The organism is Parageobacillus thermantarcticus, from assembly GCF_900111865.1.
Classification (GTDB): Bacteria; Bacillota; Bacilli; order Bacillales; family Anoxybacillaceae; genus Parageobacillus; species Parageobacillus thermantarcticus.
Window position 1 is genome coordinate 1 of the sequence record NZ_FOJS01000034.1, and the last position, 18,401, is coordinate 18,401.

At 42.5% G+C, this 18,401-nt stretch carries 23 protein-coding genes; 18 read left to right on the plus strand and 5 right to left on the minus strand.

Annotated features, from left to right (window positions below):
• A partial coding sequence (locus BM278_RS13600) for a transposase (protein WP_208601812.1) occupies window positions 1-201 on the minus strand: 201 nt, incomplete at its 3' end.
• A 248-nt stretch (window positions 202-449) separates the two neighbouring features.
• Here BM278_RS13600 and BM278_RS13605 point away from each other — a divergent pair.
• From BM278_RS13605 to BM278_RS13650, 10 genes are all read left to right on the plus strand, one after another.
• On the plus strand, window positions 450-1,667 hold the full coding sequence (locus BM278_RS13605) for an EAL domain-containing protein (RefSeq protein ID WP_090950663.1): 1,218 nt from the start codon (window positions 450-452) through the stop codon (window positions 1,665-1,667).
• Window positions 1,668-1,719: 52 nt separating this feature from the next.
• Window positions 1,720-1,950 carry a hypothetical protein gene (locus BM278_RS13610; protein ID WP_090950665.1) on the plus strand — a complete coding sequence of 77 codons (231 nt, stop codon included), beginning with the start codon at window positions 1,720-1,722 and terminating at the stop codon, window positions 1,948-1,950.
• Window positions 1,951-2,106: 156 nt separating this feature from the next.
• The gene (gene abbA / locus BM278_RS13615) at window positions 2,107-2,301 is read left to right on the plus strand and encodes an antirepressor AbbA (RefSeq protein ID WP_090950668.1); all 195 of its coding nucleotides are present in this window, start codon (window positions 2,107-2,109) and stop codon (window positions 2,299-2,301) included.
• A gap of 117 nt (window positions 2,302-2,418) precedes the next feature.
• Window positions 2,419-2,877 carry a cyclic-di-AMP-binding protein CbpB gene (gene cbpB, locus BM278_RS13620; protein ID WP_090950745.1) on the plus strand — a complete coding sequence of 153 codons (459 nt, stop codon included), beginning with the start codon at window positions 2,419-2,421 and terminating at the stop codon, window positions 2,875-2,877.
• Window positions 2,878-2,958: 81 nt separating this feature from the next.
• The gene (gene dapD / locus BM278_RS13625; RefSeq protein WP_090950670.1) at window positions 2,959-3,669 is read left to right on the plus strand and encodes a 2,3,4,5-tetrahydropyridine-2,6-dicarboxylate N-acetyltransferase; all 711 of its coding nucleotides are present in this window, start codon (window positions 2,959-2,961) and stop codon (window positions 3,667-3,669) included.
• 66 nt (window positions 3,670-3,735) lie between these two features.
• Window positions 3,736-4,869: an N-acetyldiaminopimelate deacetylase gene (locus BM278_RS13630; RefSeq protein WP_090950673.1), complete on the plus strand. Its 1,134-nt coding sequence runs from the start codon at window positions 3,736-3,738 to the stop codon at window positions 4,867-4,869.
• A 61-nt stretch (window positions 4,870-4,930) separates the two neighbouring features.
• Window positions 4,931-5,173, plus strand: a complete 243-nt coding sequence (locus BM278_RS13635) for a YkuS family protein (RefSeq protein ID WP_090950675.1) — start codon at window positions 4,931-4,933, stop codon at window positions 5,171-5,173.
• Between the two features lie 300 nt (window positions 5,174-5,473).
• Window positions 5,474-6,022 (plus strand): peroxiredoxin, encoded by a 549-nt coding sequence (locus BM278_RS13640; protein ID WP_090950678.1) that lies wholly within the window; start codon window positions 5,474-5,476, stop codon window positions 6,020-6,022.
• 72 nt (window positions 6,023-6,094) lie between these two features.
• Complete coding sequence (locus BM278_RS13645) at window positions 6,095-6,556, plus strand: TlpA family protein disulfide reductase (protein WP_090950680.1); 462 nt, start codon at window positions 6,095-6,097, stop codon at window positions 6,554-6,556.
• 111 nt (window positions 6,557-6,667) lie between these two features.
• Window positions 6,668-7,336, plus strand: coding sequence for a potassium channel family protein (locus BM278_RS13650; protein WP_090950683.1), 669 nt, complete (start codon window positions 6,668-6,670; stop codon window positions 7,334-7,336).
• A gap of 38 nt (window positions 7,337-7,374) precedes the next feature.
• Here the strand turns inward: BM278_RS13650 and rnjA are convergent, their stop codons facing one another.
• Window positions 7,375-9,042, minus strand: a complete 1,668-nt coding sequence (gene rnjA, locus BM278_RS13655) for a ribonuclease J1 (RefSeq protein ID WP_090950687.1) — start codon at window positions 9,040-9,042, stop codon at window positions 7,375-7,377.
• Window positions 9,043-9,044: 2 nt separating this feature from the next.
• Complete coding sequence (locus tag BM278_RS13660; RefSeq protein WP_090950689.1) at window positions 9,045-9,254, minus strand: DNA-dependent RNA polymerase subunit epsilon; 210 nt, start codon at window positions 9,252-9,254, stop codon at window positions 9,045-9,047.
• Between the two features lie 454 nt (window positions 9,255-9,708).
• On the opposite strand from BM278_RS13660, the gene BM278_RS13665 reads away from it, so the two are divergent.
• On the plus strand, window positions 9,709-10,485 hold the full coding sequence (locus BM278_RS13665) for a Cof-type HAD-IIB family hydrolase (RefSeq protein ID WP_090950692.1): 777 nt from the start codon (window positions 9,709-9,711) through the stop codon (window positions 10,483-10,485).
• Between the two features lie 42 nt (window positions 10,486-10,527).
• Here the strand turns inward: BM278_RS13665 and def are convergent, their stop codons facing one another.
• Entirely contained in the window at window positions 10,528-11,082 is a 555-nt protein-coding gene (gene def / locus BM278_RS13670; RefSeq protein WP_090950694.1) for a peptide deformylase, read from the minus strand.
• A 105-nt stretch (window positions 11,083-11,187) separates the two neighbouring features.
• On the opposite strand from def, the gene BM278_RS13675 reads away from it, so the two are divergent.
• The 6 genes from BM278_RS13675 to BM278_RS13700 all read left to right on the plus strand — a co-directional run bounded on the left by BM278_RS13675 (window position 11,188) and on the right by BM278_RS13700 (window position 17,499).
• On the plus strand, window positions 11,188-11,826 hold the full coding sequence (locus tag BM278_RS13675; protein WP_244151175.1) for a YkyA family protein: 639 nt from the start codon (window positions 11,188-11,190) through the stop codon (window positions 11,824-11,826).
• A gap of 385 nt (window positions 11,827-12,211) precedes the next feature.
• Window positions 12,212-13,321 carry a pyruvate dehydrogenase (acetyl-transferring) E1 component subunit alpha gene (gene pdhA, locus BM278_RS13680; RefSeq protein WP_090950697.1) on the plus strand — a complete coding sequence of 370 codons (1,110 nt, stop codon included), beginning with the start codon at window positions 12,212-12,214 and terminating at the stop codon, window positions 13,319-13,321.
• Window positions 13,322-13,324: 3 nt separating this feature from the next.
• A complete protein-coding gene (gene pdhB / locus BM278_RS13685; RefSeq protein WP_090950699.1) occupies window positions 13,325-14,302 on the plus strand; it encodes a pyruvate dehydrogenase complex E1 component subunit beta in 978 nt (325 codons plus the stop codon).
• Between the two features lie 87 nt (window positions 14,303-14,389).
• Window positions 14,390-15,703, plus strand: coding sequence for a dihydrolipoamide acetyltransferase family protein (locus BM278_RS13690; RefSeq protein WP_090950702.1), 1,314 nt, complete (start codon window positions 14,390-14,392; stop codon window positions 15,701-15,703).
• 4 nt (window positions 15,704-15,707) lie between these two features.
• The gene (gene lpdA / locus BM278_RS13695; protein WP_090950706.1) at window positions 15,708-17,120 is read left to right on the plus strand and encodes a dihydrolipoyl dehydrogenase; all 1,413 of its coding nucleotides are present in this window, start codon (window positions 15,708-15,710) and stop codon (window positions 17,118-17,120) included.
• Window positions 17,121-17,256: 136 nt separating this feature from the next.
• Window positions 17,257-17,499, plus strand: a complete 243-nt coding sequence (locus tag BM278_RS13700) for a hypothetical protein (RefSeq protein WP_090950708.1) — start codon at window positions 17,257-17,259, stop codon at window positions 17,497-17,499.
• 27 nt (window positions 17,500-17,526) lie between these two features.
• On the opposite strand, the gene BM278_RS13705 is transcribed toward BM278_RS13700, so the two are convergent.
• Window positions 17,527-17,934 (minus strand): DUF1885 family protein, encoded by a 408-nt coding sequence (locus tag BM278_RS13705; RefSeq protein WP_090950710.1) that lies wholly within the window; start codon window positions 17,932-17,934, stop codon window positions 17,527-17,529.
• A gap of 265 nt (window positions 17,935-18,199) precedes the next feature.
• Between BM278_RS13705 and BM278_RS13710 the strand changes: the two genes are divergently transcribed.
• Window positions 18,200-18,325 carry a GapA-binding peptide SR1P gene (locus tag BM278_RS13710; protein ID WP_090950713.1) on the plus strand — a complete coding sequence of 42 codons (126 nt, stop codon included), beginning with the start codon at window positions 18,200-18,202 and terminating at the stop codon, window positions 18,323-18,325.
• Window positions 18,326-18,401: the final 76 nt, after the last annotated feature.

An 18,401-nucleotide genomic window follows, 5' to 3' on the forward strand; every position in this document is an offset into this window, starting at 1 on the left:
AAGCCCTTCAATCCGGCCATATTGTGTATCTAGATTTCGTTGATAGTAGCCGTTTCTCATATTGGATGTGTCTGCCTGTTCGATTTCGAGGAAATTTTTGATTTCTTCCCGCATGATCAGTTCTAATTTTTCTTTGACAAACTGACGAATGACACTTTCCAGTTGATTTGCCCAGTCCATATTCGATATACTTTTAGACATAGGTAGGGTTCTCCTTTCTCTGGAATGTTTTTCGTTCAATCAGAGAATACCCTACCTTTTTTCTTTTGGTCTAGCAAAATGTGTTACACAAAATTTTATACATCATCGATGGAGCGTATGAGCTATGTTAAGCTAAATGCATCTTCACGAAGAATAATGTTTCATATTAAGATTTTAGTAGGTTTAATAAATGAAAACATCATTCGTAACTTGGCAAAGATGGCGTGTTGTTAAAAGAGGTGAGCAGGATGGATGCATTAGACGTAATGGCGAATTTACAGAAAGTTTTTCCATACTATCAAGCGATTTTTAGCGCGGATGAACATTGTGTAGTTGGATATGAAGTGCTGGGAAGATATGAATCAGAAACAGGAGTGGTAAGCCTCGGTCCGTTTTTTCATGACGAAACGATACCGGAAGAGTTTCGTTTAGAAGTGGATGAAGTAGTAACAAAGAAAGCGCTTGATTATTTCCTTTCCCTCGACGATTATACACCACTTATTTTTTTAAATCGTGATGCGAACTTATTGATGCTTGACCGCGCCGAGTCGTTTTTGCAGCTGCTCCTTCAGTATGAAGCGCGCGGGTTGTCGCTAGAGCGCGTTGTGTTAGAGATCAATGAACATCATTTTAAAGGGGATTTGAATCAATTAAGCCACTTGTTGACGTATATTCGCACATATGGAATTAAAGTAGCGGTGGACAATATCGGTGAACATAACAGCAATTTGGAGAGAATCGGGTTATTGTCGCCTGACGTTTTGAAAATCGATTTGCGCCAATTGCGAAAAACTTCCGTCAATCAAGCGTATCAAGATGTGATTTATTCTCTTTCTCTACTCGCCCGCAAAATCGGGGCAACGCTTTTATATAAAGATATTGAAGCATCGTTTCAATTGCAATACGCGTGGCGCAACGGGGGGCGTTATTACCAAGGGTACTACTTGGCGGAACCGTCTGCTGAGCTGGTGCCGCGTGACATGTTGAAAGAGCGTCTGCGCCAAGAATGCCACCATTTTATTCAGCAAGAAAAGAGAAAATTGGAAACGCTCTATCAAATTTCCGAACAGTTTCAGCAACGGCTGACGGCGCTGTTAGCAAAATATAGAAAAATTTCTGATTTTAACGAACTGATCTCTGTTTTAGCAAAAGAGTTAGATGACGTTTGTTTCCGCATTTATGTTTGCGATGAAGACGGATTTCAACAGTCGGCCAACGTTTTTAAACGAGATAATCAATGGGAACTTCAGCCGCAATATTACATGAAAAATTGGAGTTGGCGGCCGTACTTTTTAGAAAATATTATTCGGATGCGTTCACGCAAACGCGGGATTCTATCCGATTTATACGCAGATATTGAAACGGGGGAAACGATTCGGACGTATTCGTATCCGATTGATGATCGCCATTATTTATTCATCGACATATCGTATAGTTATTTATTTGAACACGATGCTCATTATTAAAACTGCATAAAATCTTCTCCTCGTGGCAAAGTAAGCATGAGGTGAAGAAACAATGGCACAGTTGACGTTTGTATTATCGATCATTGCCGTTTTTATTGCCGCAGCTGGAGGTGTATACACATACCGCCTTGGTCGACAACAAAAATGGCGGGGGGAATTAGACGCTCCGCTCCCCGAGAAAGTGCAAGAACACGCCTATTTACGCAACCCTGTTTTATTGGCATATGTTTTGGCTGGCTTATTAGCTACGATGGTGATTTTTTATTTAGCATTGCGTTATTGATAAGGCAATACGAGCAGCCCTTTTGGGAGTGCTCTTTTTTTATGCATAGGGAGAAAAATGCGCGTTGGACGAGTGAGAGGGGGACGTCTTCACTGTTTGAGTAGACTTTTTTATATTTTCGCTGAATATATATTGTTTCTAAAGGGGGGAATGAAAATGGAGAAACCATTGCTTGAAATGTTATCACATGAAGAGCAATTATTGCTTCTTGATATTTTGTTTGCGCAACAATACGCATTGGAACTTGTTAGCTGTGAACTAGCTGATATAGAAAATGGCGAGAAGCAAGTGGACGAAAAACGATATCAGCAGCTTTTACATTTATACGATCGTCTTCTGCAAAACATATGATTTTACATAGTGCTATCGCTGAAAATAAGCGATAGTGATTTTTTTATAAGAAAACAATAAAAAATATGATAAACTGAAAAGAGAAAAACGCTGAAAAGAGAAAGGCGGAAAATGGGGATGACAAGTTTTGAAAATAATGAGTTTGTACATATGACGATCGCGCAATTTCTGATTCCTTCTGATAAAGTCGCGCATGTCCAACTTGGCAATTATTTAGACCATGCGTTATTAGTGTTAACGAAAACGGGATATTCAGCGATTCCTGTATTGGATACTTCGTATAAACTTCATGGATTAATTAGCATGACGATGATTATGGATGCGATTTTAGGATTGGAACGCATCGAATTTGAACGGCTGGAAACGATGAAAGTAGAAGAAGTGATGAATAAAGACATTCCGCGCCTTTTATTGGATGATGATGTGTTGAAAGGGATTGAGCTGATCGTGAATCATCCATTTGTTTGCGTGGAAAATAAAGATGGCTATTTTGCAGGAATTTTTACTAGGCGGGAATTTTTAAAGCGTGTAAATAAACAGCTGCGTTTATGGAAATATCGCAACAACGTTTCGTAAATAGGAAAAATAATGCTTGTCACTGTGCTCTCTGTTTTGCTAAAGTAAAAAAGAACAGAGAAGAAAGGGAGGATGTTGAACATGAAAATGATGGACGCGAATGAAATTATCGCTTTTATTCAAAATAGTAAGAAAAAGACTCCTGTTAAAGTATACATAAAAGGAAATCTCGAGGGGATCGATTTCGGAGAAAACGCGAAAACGTTCATTGCTGGAAACGCCGGCGTCGTTTTTGGCGAATGGCAAGAAATTCAACCGGTATTGGAGGCAAATAAAGATAAAATTGAAGATTATGTGATTGAAAATGACCGCCGCAATTCTGCGCTTCCACTTCTTGATTTAAAAGGGGTAAAAGCGCGCATTGAGCCGGGTGCGATCATTCGCGATCAAGTGGAAATTGGCGATAATGCGGTCATTATGATGGGAGCGGTCATCAACATTGGCGCCGTTGTCGGCGAAGGAACGATGATTGACATGAACGCGGTGCTCGGTGGGCGTGCGACGGTTGGGAAAAATTGTCACATTGGCGCTGGCGCTGTCTTAGCGGGAGTCATCGAACCTCCTTCTGCGAAACCAGTTATTGTCGAAGATGATGTTGTCATTGGCGCAAACGCCGTTATTTTAGAAGGGGTTACCGTCGGCAAAGGCGCGGTTGTTGCGGCAGGCGCTGTCGTAGTGGAAGATGTGCCGCCGTATACGGTTGTTGCCGGTGTCCCGGCGCGCGTCATTAAACAAATTGATGAAAAAACAAAGGCAAAAACGGAAATTAAGCAAGAACTTCGCCAATTATAAAATGATAAGGAAAAACAAAAGCTGTCCCATTGCTGGGCAGCTCTTTTTTCCATGGAGGAGATTCGTATGTCATCTATTAGCCCGTTTGTTGCGATTCGCCGTGATTTGCACAAAATTCCTGAACTAGGCTTTCAAGAGTTTAAAACGCAGCGGTATTTATTGCGCTACATTCACACGTTGCCGCAAGAACGGCTGGAAATAAAGACGTGGAAAACCGGGATTTTTGTGAAAGTAAACGGAACAGCGCCGCGAAAAATGATTGGCTATCGCACCGATATCGACGGTTTGCCAATTAAGGAGGAAACCGGCTTGCCGTATCGCTCGGAGCATGAAGGAAACATGCATGCGTGCGGGCACGATGTCCATATGAGCATCGCGCTTGGGTTGCTTGCGCATTTTGCCGAGCATCCGATCAAAGATGACTTGCTATTTATTTTCCAGCCGGCAGAGGAAGGGCCGGGTGGAGCAAAGCCAATGTTAGAAAGCGAGATCATGCAAGCTTGGAAGCCTGATATGATCATCGCGTTACATATTGCTCCGGAATATCCAGTCGGCACGATTGCGACAAAAGAAGGGTTGCTGTTTGCGAATACGTCGGAATTGTTTATCGATTTAAAAGGAAAGGGTGGGCACGCGGCGTTTCCGCACTTGGCGAACGATATGGTGGTTGCCGCCTGCTCGCTTGTTACGCAGTTCCAGTCTATCGTTGCGCGCAATGTCGACCCGCTTGACAGCGCTGTTATTACGATTGGAAAAATTTCTGGCGGCACGGTGCAAAATGTGATCGCAGAATATGCGCGCTTGGAAGGTACGATCCGCACATTGTCGGTTGATTCGATGAAAAAAGTGAAAGAGCGGATTGAAGCGATGGTGAACGGAATAAAGGTCGCGTATCAATGCGAGGCAGAAATCGACTATGGAGCGATGTATCATCAAGTTTACAATGATCCGAGCTTGACGGCGGAATTTATCGAGTTTGCCGAAAACTATCCGGAAATTCGCTTCGTTCGCTGCAAAGAAGCGATGACCGGAGAAGACTTTGGCTATATGCTTGCAGAAATTCCGGGATTTATGTTTTGGCTTGGCGTCGATTCTCCTTACGGCTTGCATCATGCGAAATTGGCGCCAAACGAAGCCGCGATCGATCAAGCAATTGCGTTTTTAACATCGTACATGACGTGGAAAGGAAACAATGAATAATGAAAATTGTATAGTTCCACCTTCCTTAAGGCACATTATGTGTATGAGGAGGTGGATTGCTATGGCGAGAATCGGTGTGGAACATTCGTTAACAGACGTGCAAGAAGCGTTAAAAGCGAGAGGGCATGAAATCATACCGCTTCGTGGGGAAAATGACGCCAAAGGCTGTGATTGCTGCGTCATTACCGGTCAAGACGCGAATGTGATGGGCATTCAAAATGCCATTTCCGCAGGTTCTGTAATTGAAGCGAGCGGTTTAACGGCGGAAGAAATTTGCCAAAAAGTTGAAGAAAAATTGCGCTAATGGTTAACGGGCTGTCCGCGCCAACAGCCCGTTTGTTGAAATGAAAAGGATTTATGAGCAAATAGTTTTATTTTTGATAGCGACTAATAATATACTAAAAACTGAAAAAAGCATGTTTAAATGAAGCAATATTAGGATATACCAAGTATGGAAGTGAATGATAATAAAAAATAACTTTCTTTTTAAATTAATTATCATTTAACATTGACTAAAAATAATAATGCCATTATAATATTACTTGTCAATGTGTTATGTTGAACTATCGAAAATATTATGGAAAAAGAAAATGGAGGGATACATATGGCAGAACGTATGGTGGGAAAACAAGCGCCTCGTTTTGAACTTCAAGCAGTATTGCCAAATGGCGATTTTGGTCGTGTTAGCCTTGAGGAAAACATGAAAAATGGCAAATGGACAGTTCTTTTCTTCTATCCAATGGACTTCACTTTCGTGTGCCCGACAGAAATTACGGCAATTTCTGATCGCTACGATGAATTTGAAGATTTAGATGCAGTTGTGATCGGCGTTTCGACAGACTCTGTATATTCGCACCAAGCGTGGATGAAAGTGCCTCGCGAAGAAAACGGTATTGGCAAAATCAATTATCCTTTAGCGGCAGACCCTACTCATCAAGTTTCCCGCGACTATGGCGTTCTTATTGAAGAAGAAGGCGTTGCGCTTCGCGGTCTATTCATCATCGATCCAGAAGGCGAATTAAAATACGCTGTTGTTCACCATAACAACATCGGCCGCGATGTAGACGAAGTATTGCGTGTGCTTCAAGCGCTACAAACTGGCGGTCTTTGCCCAGCAAACTGGAAACCAGGCCAAAAAACGTTAGATGCGTAATGGGCAATATAATATAAATGAAGAAAGGTCTAACTTGACGTTAGGCCTTTCTTTAACAATGGAGGGATGAATATGAAATTACGTGAACCAATGCCAGAATTAACTGGAGCTACCGCAACGCTAAACGGTGAAGTGACGAGAGACCAATTGATCGGCGATAAGCCGACGTTAATCCATTTTTGGTCGGTAAGCTGCCATCTGTGCAAAGAAGCGATGCCGCAAGTCAATGAATTCCGCGACCGCTATAAAGACAAACTAAATGTCGTTGCCGTTCATATGCCGCGTTCGGAAAACGATTTAGACGTCGAACTTGTCAAAAAGGTAGCGGAAGAACACGGCATTACGCAGCCGATTTTAGTCGATAATGAACATAAAATTACGGATGCGTTTGAAAATCAATATGTTCCCGCATATTATGTATTTGATGCCGAAGGGAAGCTTCGCCACTTCCAAGCTGGCGGAAGCGGCATGAAAATGTTGGAAAAACGTGTGAACCGCGTGTTGGAAGAAAACGAAAAAGCGCAGCAACAATAATAAGAGCAAGAGGAACGAAAACGTGTCATTTCGTTCCTTTTTTATTTGCATTTTTTTGATAAAATATTACAATGATAAAGAAAAAAGAAATGCATTATTGCCATTGGAGGAATGAATGTGAAGAAGCAATATGCTGTGATCGGTCTTGGCCGTTTTGGCGGGAGCATTTGCCGCACGCTGAGTGAACAAGGGATGGAAGTGCTGGCAATCGATATCGACGAAGACCGTGTGAACGAATTCGCTTCGATCGCCTCCCATGCGGTGGTAGGGGACGCAACCGATGAAAATGTGTTAAAAAGTTTAGGAATTCGCAATTTCGACCATGTTATTGTCGCGATTGGCGATAATATTCAAGCGAGCATTTTGACGACGTTAATTTTAAAAGAATTAGGTGTTCAACATATTACCGTAAAAGCGACGAATGATTATCACGGAAAAGTGTTGGAAAAAATCGGCGCCGATCAAATTGTTCATCCAGAGCGAGACATGGGCGAACGAATCGCCAATAATTTGATTTCTAGCAATGTTCTCGACTATCTCGAACTATCGGATAAACATAGCATCGTCGAAATTGTAGCAAGCGAGCGGTTAGATGGACACTCGCTGTTAGAACTTGATATCCGCGCTCGTTATGGAATTAACATCGTTGCAATTAAACGTGGCACGGATGTGATTGTATCGCCATTGGCATCCGAAATCATTCGCAAAGGCGACATTTTAGTCGTGATCGGCGCGGATGAGGATATCGACCGCTTTGAAGAAAAAGTAGTAAGCAAATAAAAACAGCTGTTCCGTGTTTCGGAACAGCTGTTTTTCATTTATATTTCCATAATAATTGGTAAAATCATCGGTCTTCGTTTCGTTTTTTCATATAAAAACGGAGCAAGCGTATCGGTAATTTCATTTTTAATTTCCGACCATTGGTTTGTTTTGCGTTCGAGCACCTTTTCAAGATGTTTCGTAATGAGCGCTTGCGCGTCGCTGATTAAATCGCCAGATTCGCGCATATATACAAATCCACGCGAAATAATATCCGGGCCAGCCGCGATTTTGAAGTCTTTCATGTTGATGCTGACGACGACGATTACAAGGCCTTCCTCAGACAAAATGCGGCGGTCGCGCAAGACGATGTTGCCGATGTCGCCGACGCCGCTGCCGTCGATATAAACGGAGCCAGACGGGATTTTGCCGACGATGCGAGCATCGTTTTCGCTCAGCCCAAGCACTTCACCATTATCCATGATGAAACAGTTTTCCTCTGGCACTCCGCAATCCATAGCGAGCTTTGCGTGCATTTTTTGCATGCGGTATTCTCCGTGAATCGGCATAAAATATTTCGGTTTCATCAAGCGGATCATTAGCTTTTGTTCTTCCTGCCCGCCGTGCCCAGATGTGTGAATATCGTTCAGCGGGCCATGAATGACTTCAGCACCGGCGCGGTAAAGCATATTAATCGTTCGATTGACGCTTACCGTATTGCCCGGAATCGGCGATGAAGAAAAGACGACGGTGTCGCCAGGAATAATCTGAATTTGCCGATGGGTGCCGTTGGCGATGCGCGACAGCGCCGCCATCGGTTCGCCTTGGCTGCCAGTGCATAAAATCGTCACACGGTTGGCAGGAAGGCGGTTGATTTCATTTGCGTCAACAAAAGTATCTTTAGGACATCTAATGTAGCCGAGCTCTTGGCCGATTTCAATCGCTGCTTCCATGCTTCTCCCAAACACAGCGATTTTTCGGTTATTCATTACAGCTGCTTCTGTTACTTGCTGGAGCCGATGGATGTTGGAAGCAAATGTCGCAAAAATAATCCGTCCTTGCACTTTTCGGAAAATGTCGTGAATGCTTTCGCCGACGCGGCGCTCGGACATGGTGAAGTGCGGAATTTCACTATTCGTGCTGTCAGAAAGCAGACAAAGGACACCTTCTTTGCCAATTTCGGCCATCTTTGTTAAATTTGCTGGCTCACCGACAGGAGTGAAATCAAATTTGAAATCTCCCGTATGAACGATTTGCCCTACAGGAGTTTTCACAACAATTCCGTAACTGTCAGGAATGCTATGCGTCGTTCGGAAAAATGTCACTGCTGTTTTTTGAAAGCGAATGACATCATCTTCGCGAATTTCAATCAGTTTCGCTTGCCGAAGCAACCCGTGCTCCTCCAGCTTGTTGCGGATTAACCCTAACGCTAATTTTCCACCATAGATCGGAATATTTACTTGCTTTAGCAAATAAGGAATTCCACCGATATGATCTTCATGCCCGTGAGTAATAAACAATCCTTTTACTTTCTCCGCGTTTTTGACTAAATACGTATAATCGGGAATGACGTAATCAATTCCGAGCAGTTCATCTTCAGGGAATTTAATTCCTGCGTCAATCACAATAATTTCATCTTGAAATTGCACGCCGTATGTATTTTTCCCGATTTCTCCTAATCCACCGAGGGCAAATACGCCAACTTGATGATCATTTAAAAACTTCATACTCAAATCTCCAATACTTTAAAATCTGGATTTTTCTTTTCATATTCTAAGTGAGCACCTTCTAGCGGTTGAATATACTCGATATTCATGGTGCGTCCTTGCAGCTTTTGGCGTACTTCCCGCTCTGATTCCGCTTCGATATACAGCGTTTTTGTTTTTTCTCTCACAGGCACTTCATCAGGGTTTTCTTGGTAAAACACTTTAAAAATCATTGCAAAATCTCTCCTTATGAACAATTATTTCTTTAACTTTTTTATTATATATAAAAATAGCGATAGTTTTCATCAGGAAAAAGTAAAGGGGAAAAAAGATTGGCTTTTACCATATTTGACGAATTTTGCCTTTTTCATTCGCTAGTTTTTCGAAAGGAGCCCTTCGTGACAGAAGGGCTCTTATCGTAACAGGTTAGGCAATCGATTTTTTCCGGAGCAAATCTTTCCATTGTTGAAGCAGCTTTTTTTTCAGCTTTTTCAACATTTTTCATCACTCCTTAATTCCTATTGTACTCATTTCTTAACGAAAGTAAATGTCCTTCCTATTATAATATTATATGTGAACAAAGGCTTGTTTTTCATGGATAAAAGTGGATAGGATCGAGAAGTAATTGACATTTTCTGCTTTTTTCAGTACGGTTAAGGATGAAAAAAACACGAGAGGAAGAAGACAGTGAAAAAGAAAATTGTCTTTTTTGATATTGACGGAACATTGCTTGATGAAGAAAAAAAGCTTCCTTCTTCGACGGTAAGAGCTGTTCAAGAATTGAAAAAAGCCGGTGTTTATGTAGCGATCGCTACTGGCAGAGCGCCGTTTATGTTTGCCAATTTGCGCGAGCAGCTAGGAATTGATTCATTTGTCAGCTTCAATGGCCAATACGTAGTATTTGGAGGGAGCGTCATTTATAAACATCCGCTTCATCGGCAAAAGTTGCATGAATTAAAGGAAGAAGCGCACAAAAATGGCCATCCGCTCGTTTTTATGAATGTGAACGAAATGAGAGCGAGCATGGAAGATCATCCATACATTCATGTCAGCATGGAAAGTTTGAAATTTTCCCATCCTCCGTTTGATCCGCTTTATTACGAAAATGAAGATATTTATCAAGCGCTTTTGTTTTGCAAGGCGGAAGAAGAACAAATGTATGTGAAGGCATATCCGGAATTTCGTTTTGTTCGTTGGCATAACGTGTCAACGGATGTATTGCCAACAGGAGGTTCGAAAGCGGAAGGAATTCGACGGATGATTGAGAGAATCGGCATCGCGCAAGAAAATGTGTACGCGTTTGGCGATGGGTTAAATGATATCGAAATGTTGAAATTTGTTGGAACCGGCGTTGCGATGGGAAACGCGCAGGAAGAAGTCAAAAAAGTGGCGGATTTCGTCACGAAGCCTGTTGGGGAGGAAGGAATATTATACGGATTAAAGCAGCTCGAATTAATTAAATAAAAAGGGCATATCCCAATGCGGGGGTATAGCCCTTCTTTTCATTTAACGTTCGATAGGGATCGCGTTATCAGGCACTTTAAACGGATTTTTTGGATCGATATGATCATAAAACATAATGCCGTTTAAATGGTCAATTTCGTGCTGAAATACGATGGCAGGCAGTCCTTTTAGCCGAAGCGTGATTTCTTCGCCGTCTATCGTTGTTCCTGTTACGGTAATGCGGGCATAGCGTGGTACGTATCCCGGAACGTCGCGGTCGACGGATAGGCATCCTTCTCCGCTTGTTAAATAGCATTGCTGAACGGAATGGCTCACAATTTTAGGATTAAATAATGCATAACTATATAAAGTGCCTTTTTCATCTGTGACATGAACGGCGATCATTCGTTTCGATACGTTAATTTGCGGAGCTGCCAGCCCGATTCCCGGACGTAATCCATATTTTTCGGCAAGTTCAGGGTCTTGGCTCATTTTTACGTAATCGAGAAGGCTTTGCAAAATTTGCTTATCTTCTTCCGATGGAGGAAGTGAAACTGGTTCAGCCACTTTTCTTAAAGTTGGATGTCCTTCTTTAATAATATCCTTCATCGTGATCATCGTTTTTTCACTCCCTGTACGACGTTGGTGTCTGAATTAAGTCTAACAAAAATTCGTTTTGCACGTAAAGAAAAACGGATGTGTTTGGAAAAGGAAGGAGGAGCGATGTTTAAAGCAATGCAGCGGTGCATTTGGATGATGGCGGTTTTGCTTTTGCTTGGCAGTTGCGATAAACTTGCCGCCGAACAAGACGTTTTATCTGCTTTTCAAAAGATCGCTACATATGAAAACGAGGCGGTAGAACAACAGAAAAAACTGAACGAATTAGAACAAAAACAAAATAAATTATACGACCGGATTATGTCATACGGAATGAAGCAGTTTGCAAAAGTCGAGCAATTGTCGAAAGAATCGTTAGAACTGGTAGAAGAACGAGACAAACATGTTGAAAAAGAATATAAAGCGATTCAGTCGGCAAATCGAGAAATAAATGCCGTCAAAAAAAAGGTTAGCCAGCTTCATGATGGAGATATAAGAAGACAAGCAATCCTTCTGATCGATATTGAAAAAAAGCGTTATGAAACGTATGGAGATTTATATCTTCATTATAAAGAAATGCTATCATTAGAAAAAGATCTCTATATTTTGCTACAAAATAAGCATGCAACACCCGAACAGCTACAGCGGCAAATTGACCGCGTGAATGAACAATATAAGGAACTGATCGGCGCTAATGAACAATTTAACGAAGATACGGAAAAATACAATAAAGCAAAAAAGCGATTATATCATATATGGAAATAAATATTTTTTCCGTACCGAGAGGCTATGTTTATAGCCTCTTTTTCCTTATATGAAAGAATATGAAACAGATATAATACAGATCGAAGTATATGTACTATAACAGATTTGATAAAAAATTCTCATATTCCAAAAAAATAACGTTAAATTAAAGTGATTGACGCGTGAAGAAAGAAAGTGTAAACTTAAATATGTAGGTGGAAATTGTACTAATCGAATTAACTAAATAATTGATACAGATATTGTAACGCTTTTTTTTTCATTTACACCGTGGAACAAGGGCTACTGTTTTTTATTTATTTTAGATTTTGGGTAAATTAATGCTGTATGTATCATGTTTGCGAATCGCTCTTTATTTTTTAAATTACGAAAGGTAGAGGTGAATAGAATGGGTGCGAAAACATCCAGATTTAATTTTCAGAAACAACTCGACAAAGTTGCTGAGCAATTCCCGACGTTTCAAATTTTAAACGAAGAAGGAGAAGTTGTGAACGAAGCGGCAATGCCGGATTTAAGCGATGATCAATTAAAAGAATTGATGCGCCGGATGGTGTACACGCGCGTTCTCGATCAACGTTCCATTTCGTTGAACCGTCAAGGTCGTTTAGGCTTTTACGCGCCGACGGCGGGGCAAGAAGCAAGCCAAATCGCTAGTCATTTCGCTTTGGAAAAAGAAGATTTTATTTTACCGGGATACCGTGATGTCCCGCAAATTATTTGGCACGGGCTTCCACTTTATCAAGCGTTTTTATTCTCACGTGGCCACTTCCACGGCAATCAAATTCCTGAAGGCGTCAATGTGTTGCCTCCGCAAATTATTATCGGTGCTCAATATATTCAAGCGGCAGGCGTTGCTTTAGGATTGAAAAAGCGCGGCAAAAAAGCGGTGGCAATTACATATACAGGTGATGGCGGCACCTCGCAAGGCGATTTTTACGAAGGAATCAACTTTGCAGGCGCGTTTAAAGCACCGGCGATTTTCGTTGTCCAAAACAACCGTTTTGCGATTTCCACTCCGGTTGAAAAACAAACGGTAGCTAAAACGCTTGCGCAAAAAGCAGTGGCAGCAGGAATTCCTGGCATTCAAGTCGACGGTATGGACCCATTGGCGGTATACGTGGCAGTACGTGAAGCTCGCGAGCGTGCGATCAACGGCGAAGGACCAACGCTTATCGAAACGTTGTGTTTCCGTTACGGTCCGCATACGATGTCAGGGGACGATCCAACTCGTTATCGCACGAAAGAATTGGAAAATGAATGGGAGAAAAAAGATCCACTCGTTCGTTTCCGCAAGTTTTTAGAAAACAAAGGTTTATGGAGCGAAGAAGAAGAAAACAAAGTAATTGAGCAAGCAAAAGAAGAAATTAAAGAGGCGATTAAAAAAGCAGACGAAACACCAAAACAAAAAGTAACGGATTTGATTAGCATCATGTATGAGGAACTGCCATTTAACTTAAAAGAACAGTATGAAATTTACAAAGAGAAGGAGTCGAAGTAAGCCATGGCGCAAATGACAATGATTCAAGCAATCACGGATGCGTTGCGCATCGAATTGAAAAATGACCCAAATGTATTAATATTTGGGGAAGACGTTGGAGTAAACGGCGGTGTATTCCGGGCAACGGAAGGATTGCAGGCGGAATTTGGCGAAGATCGCGTATTCGACACACCACTTGCTGAATCAGGAATCGGCGGTCTTGCCATCGGATTGGCGCTACAGGGGTTCCGTCCGGTTCCGGAAATTCAATTCTTCGGCTTTGTGTATGAAGCGATGGATGCGATTTGCGGACAAATGGCGCGCATCCGCTACCGTTCCGGCGGCCGCTATAACGTTCCGATTACGATTCGTTCACCATTTGGCGGCGGCGTGCATACACCGGAATTGCACTCCGACAGCTTAGAAGGCTTAGTTGCGCAACAGCCTGGGTTAAAAGTAGTAATTCCTTCTACTCCATATGATGCGAAAGGATTGCTTATTTCTTCGATCCGGGACAACGATCCAGTTATTTTCTTAGAACACTTGAAGCTGTATCGTTCGTTCCGCCAAGAAGTGCCAGAAGGAGAATATACGATTCCAATCGGTAAAGCAGATATTAAACGAGAAGGAAAAGATATCACCATTATCGCTTATGGCGCGATGGTGCATGAATCATTAAAAGCGGCGGCAGAATTAGAAAAAGAAGGTATTTCCGCCGAAGTTGTTGATTTGCGCACCGTTCAGCCGTTAGATATTGAAACGATTATCGGTTCCGTTGAAAAAACGGGGCGCGCAATCGTTGTGCAAGAAGCGCAAAGACAAGCAGGAATCGCCGCAAACGTCGTCGCGGAAATTAACGAACGTGCCATTTTAAGCTTGGAAGCTCCGGTATTGCGCGTCACTGCTCCGGACACAGTCTATCCGTTCGCACAAGCGGAATCTGTATGGTTGCCTAACTTCAAAGACGTGATCGAAACAGCGAAAAAAGTTATTAACTTCTAAAAGCTATTAGGCAAGAGGTGGGAATTATTCCCTTCCTCTTCCCCCACCCCATACTTTTTTGAAAAGACAATAGGAGGTCGACAAACAGTGGCATTTGAATTTAAGTTGCCGGATATCGGCGAAGGTATTCATGAAGGGGAAATCGTCAAGTGGTTTGTCAAGCCAGGCGATGAAGTGAACGAAGACGATGTGCTATGTGAAGTGCAAAACGATAAAGCGGTTGTAGAAATCCCGTCGCCTGTGAAAGGAAAAGTATTAGAAATCTTAGTAGAAGAAGGAACGGTTGCAACGGTTGGCCAAACATTAATTACATTAGATGCGCCAGGATATGAGAATATGACATTTAAAGGCGATGAACAAAATGAGCCAACGGAGCAGGAAAACACGAAAGAAGTGTCGAAAAAAGAAGAAGGAGAAGCAAAAGCTCCACAAGAAGCGCCGTCCAAACAAACGGAAGTTGATCCGAATCGCCGCGTGATCGCAATGCCTTCCGTGCGCAAATATGCTCGTGAAAAAGGGGTCGACATCCGCCTTGTTCAAGGTACAGGAAAAAATGGCCGCGTGCTAAAAAGCGATATCGATGCGTTCCTTGCCGGCGGTTCCAAAGCGGCGCAAAAAGAAGAAGTGCCAGCAGCGAAAGCAGAAGAAAAAGCAGCGGCAGCTGTTGCGGCTCAACAGCCAGTTGTGCTTGAAGGGGAATTCCCGGAAACTCGCGAGAAAATGAGCGGCATTCGCCGTGCGATTGCCAAGGCGATGGTCAATTCGAAGCATACGGCTCCGCACGTTACATTAATGGACGAAGTCGATGTGACAAAACTTGTGGCACATCGCAAGAAGTTCAAAGAAATCGCAGCGGAAAAAGGAATCAAGCTGACATTCTTGCCGTATGTCGTAAAAGCATTAACGTCGGCGTTGCGTGAGTTCCCGGTTTTAAACACGTCGATTGACGATGAAACGGAAGAAGTGATTTACAAGCATTACTACAACATTGGCATTGCCGCTGACACCGATAGAGGATTGCTTGTTCCTGTTATTAAACATGCTGACCGCAAACCGATCTTCGCGCTTGCCAAAGAAATTAACGAACTTGCGGCAAAAGCACGGGAAGGAAAGCTGACTCCAAATGAAATGAAAGGCGCTTCTTGCACGATTACAAATATCGGATCTGCCGGCGGTCAATGGTTTACTCCGGTCATTAATCATCCGGAAGTGGCGATTCTTGGCATCGGCCGCATTGCGGAAAAACCGATTGTTCGTGATGGCGAAATCGTCGTTGCTCCAGTATTAGCATTATCATTAAGCTTTGATCATCGCATGATTGACGGAGCAACAGCGCAAAAAGCACTAAATCACATTAAACGTCTATTAAACGACCCAGAATTATTATTAATGGAGGCGTAAAACAATGGTAGTCGGTGATTTTGCAATTGAAACGGAAACACTCGTCGTTGGAGCAGGACCTGGTGGTTATGTAGCTGCTATTCGCGCTGCGCAGTTAGGGCAAAAAGTAACGATTGTCGAAAAAGGAAATCTTGGCGGAGTGTGTCTAAACGTCGGATGCATCCCGTCTAAAGCGCTTATCTCGGCAAGCCATCGCTATGAAGCCGCGAAACATTCGGAAGACATCGGAATTAAAGCAGAAAACGTAACCGTTGACTTTTCAAAAGTGCAGCAATGGAAAGCAAGCGTCGTGAAAAAACTGACAAGCGGCGTCGAGGGGCTGCTAAAAGGAAACAAAGTCGAAATCGTACGTGGAGAGGCGTATTTCGTTGATGCGAATACAGTGCGTGTCATCAATGGAGACAGCGCGCAAACATATACGTTTAAAAACGCGATTATTGCAACAGGTTCCCGTCCGATTGAACTTCCTGGCTTTGCTTTTTCCAAACGCGTGCTTGATTCGACAGGCGCGTTAAACTTGCAAGAAATTCCGAAATCGCTTGTCGTTATTGGCGGCGGCTATATCGGAACAGAATTGGGAACGGCGTACGCGAACTTTGGAACAAAAGTAACGATCATCGAAGGAGCAGATGAAATTTTATCTGGGTTCGAAAAACAAATGACCGCGATTGTCAAACGCCGCTTAAAGAAAAAAGGTGTGGACATTTTCACTAACGCCCTTGCAAAAGGGGTCGAAGAGCGTGAAGACGGCGTAACGGTAACTTTTGAAGTAAAAGGAGAAACAAAAACGATCGATGCCGATTATGTGCTTGTGACGGTAGGGCGCCGTCCGAACACGGATGAGCTCGGTTTGGAACAAATTGGCATTAAATTGACAGATCGCGGTTTAATTGAAATTGACAAACAATGTCGGACAAGCGTTCCAAACATTTACGCGATCGGTGATATCGTCCAAGGACCACCGCTTGCGCACAAAGCATCATATGAAGGAAAAATCGCTGCAGAAGCAATTGCTGAAAAGCCATCGGAAATCGATTATTTAGCGATTCCGGCGGTTGTCTTCTCTGATCCAGAATGCGCGTCTGTCGGTTATTTTGAAAAACAAGCGAAAGAAGAAGGAATTGACGTTGTAGCGGCGAAATTCCCATTTGCTGCCAACGGTCGAGCGCTTTCGCTAAATGATACGGACGGCTTTATGAAGCTTGTCGTCCGCAAAGAAGATGGCGTTGTGATCGGAGCGCAAATCGTTGGTCCAAACGCTTCCGACATGATTGCAGAACTAGGTCTTGCGATCGAAGCTGGAATGACCGCGGAAGATATCGCTTTGACGATTCATGCTCACCCGACGTTGGGTGAAATAGCGATGGAAACAGCGGAAGCGGTTCTCGGCACTCCGATCCATATCATTAGTAAATAAGTTAACAAAATAGGTTTCAGACATTTGTCTGAAACCTATTTTGTTCTATAAACTTGCCTTCTTGTCCAATGAATGGATAATATTTTCCCTTGCTTGTTCATATTGTTATGGTAAAGAAGATGCGGGGGATGTCGAGATGAGAGAATATGTTGCGTTTTTGTTGCAAATGATAATTTGGAGCAGTTTTTCCTTGATTGAATGGCTGTCAGGACGCGATCGCCCGTTTTTTAAAGGAATGATGCTTTGTGTGTTTTTATATATGGCGTTTTTATTAGCGCGAAAAATCGGATTGCGCACTCGGCAAGCGCTGTGGACAACGACGTTGACGGCGGCGATGTACTTTACTTGCCAACATTTTGTGTGGGAGGCGCTGCAGTAAGGGAAAATAAAAAGGATAGCGGAATCGCTATCGTTTGTAGTAATACATAATTCTGCCGTTAAATAAGTGAAGTTCCCCTTCTAATTTTTTGGCGAGAAACTTGCAAAATTCATTTGCTTTTCCTTTATCTCCATGCGTTGCCTCATTTGGTAATGTGATTTGAATAAATGATTCGCCAGTTTCCTGTGATCCGACGCCGACGATAATCTTCCGATAGCGGTGCCCGTCTCCTATTAAATAAAACCACTTTTCTTCTCCTTCATCGGTTTCGATAAGTTGATAAGGAAATGCTGCTTGTTGATATCCCCAACCAAGTTGTTCTCCCGTTTTGCTCATGATCTCTTGGTAATACTGAAACAATTGTTTTACCTCTTGTAATGTAATCGCTTTCTTTTTAGACGCCGGAACAAGCTTAATGTATGCGTGCGTCGCCAATAATATCACCTCTATCGTTAACATCCTAATTTTTATTGTAACACGTTTGCGAAATAGGGGCTATTGATTTTTTCGTATCGATGCGGCAGAGCCAGATGTTGATTTAGCTATTCTTTCATTCGTGTTGGTTAATCCGAATATCGCCGTTCGCTTTGTTACGGAATAAACATTAAATGTGACATACAAATTAACGGTTGACATCATAAATGTGATATATTATTATTAAATTAGCTGATAAATATATCATCATAAAGGAGTTTTGGGGATGGGCACAATTGTTTGTCAAACATGCGATGCGACGATTGCACATTTTGAAGACGAAAAAGTGACAACGCTTTACGGAAAATGTTCCAAATGTGATTGCTACGACAAAAAAGAGGATGAACAATAGAAAAACGATCGAGCGATGGGGGAAGAGTTTAGATGGCGAGCATGTGAAAGGGGCACATGCTCGCCCATTTTTTATG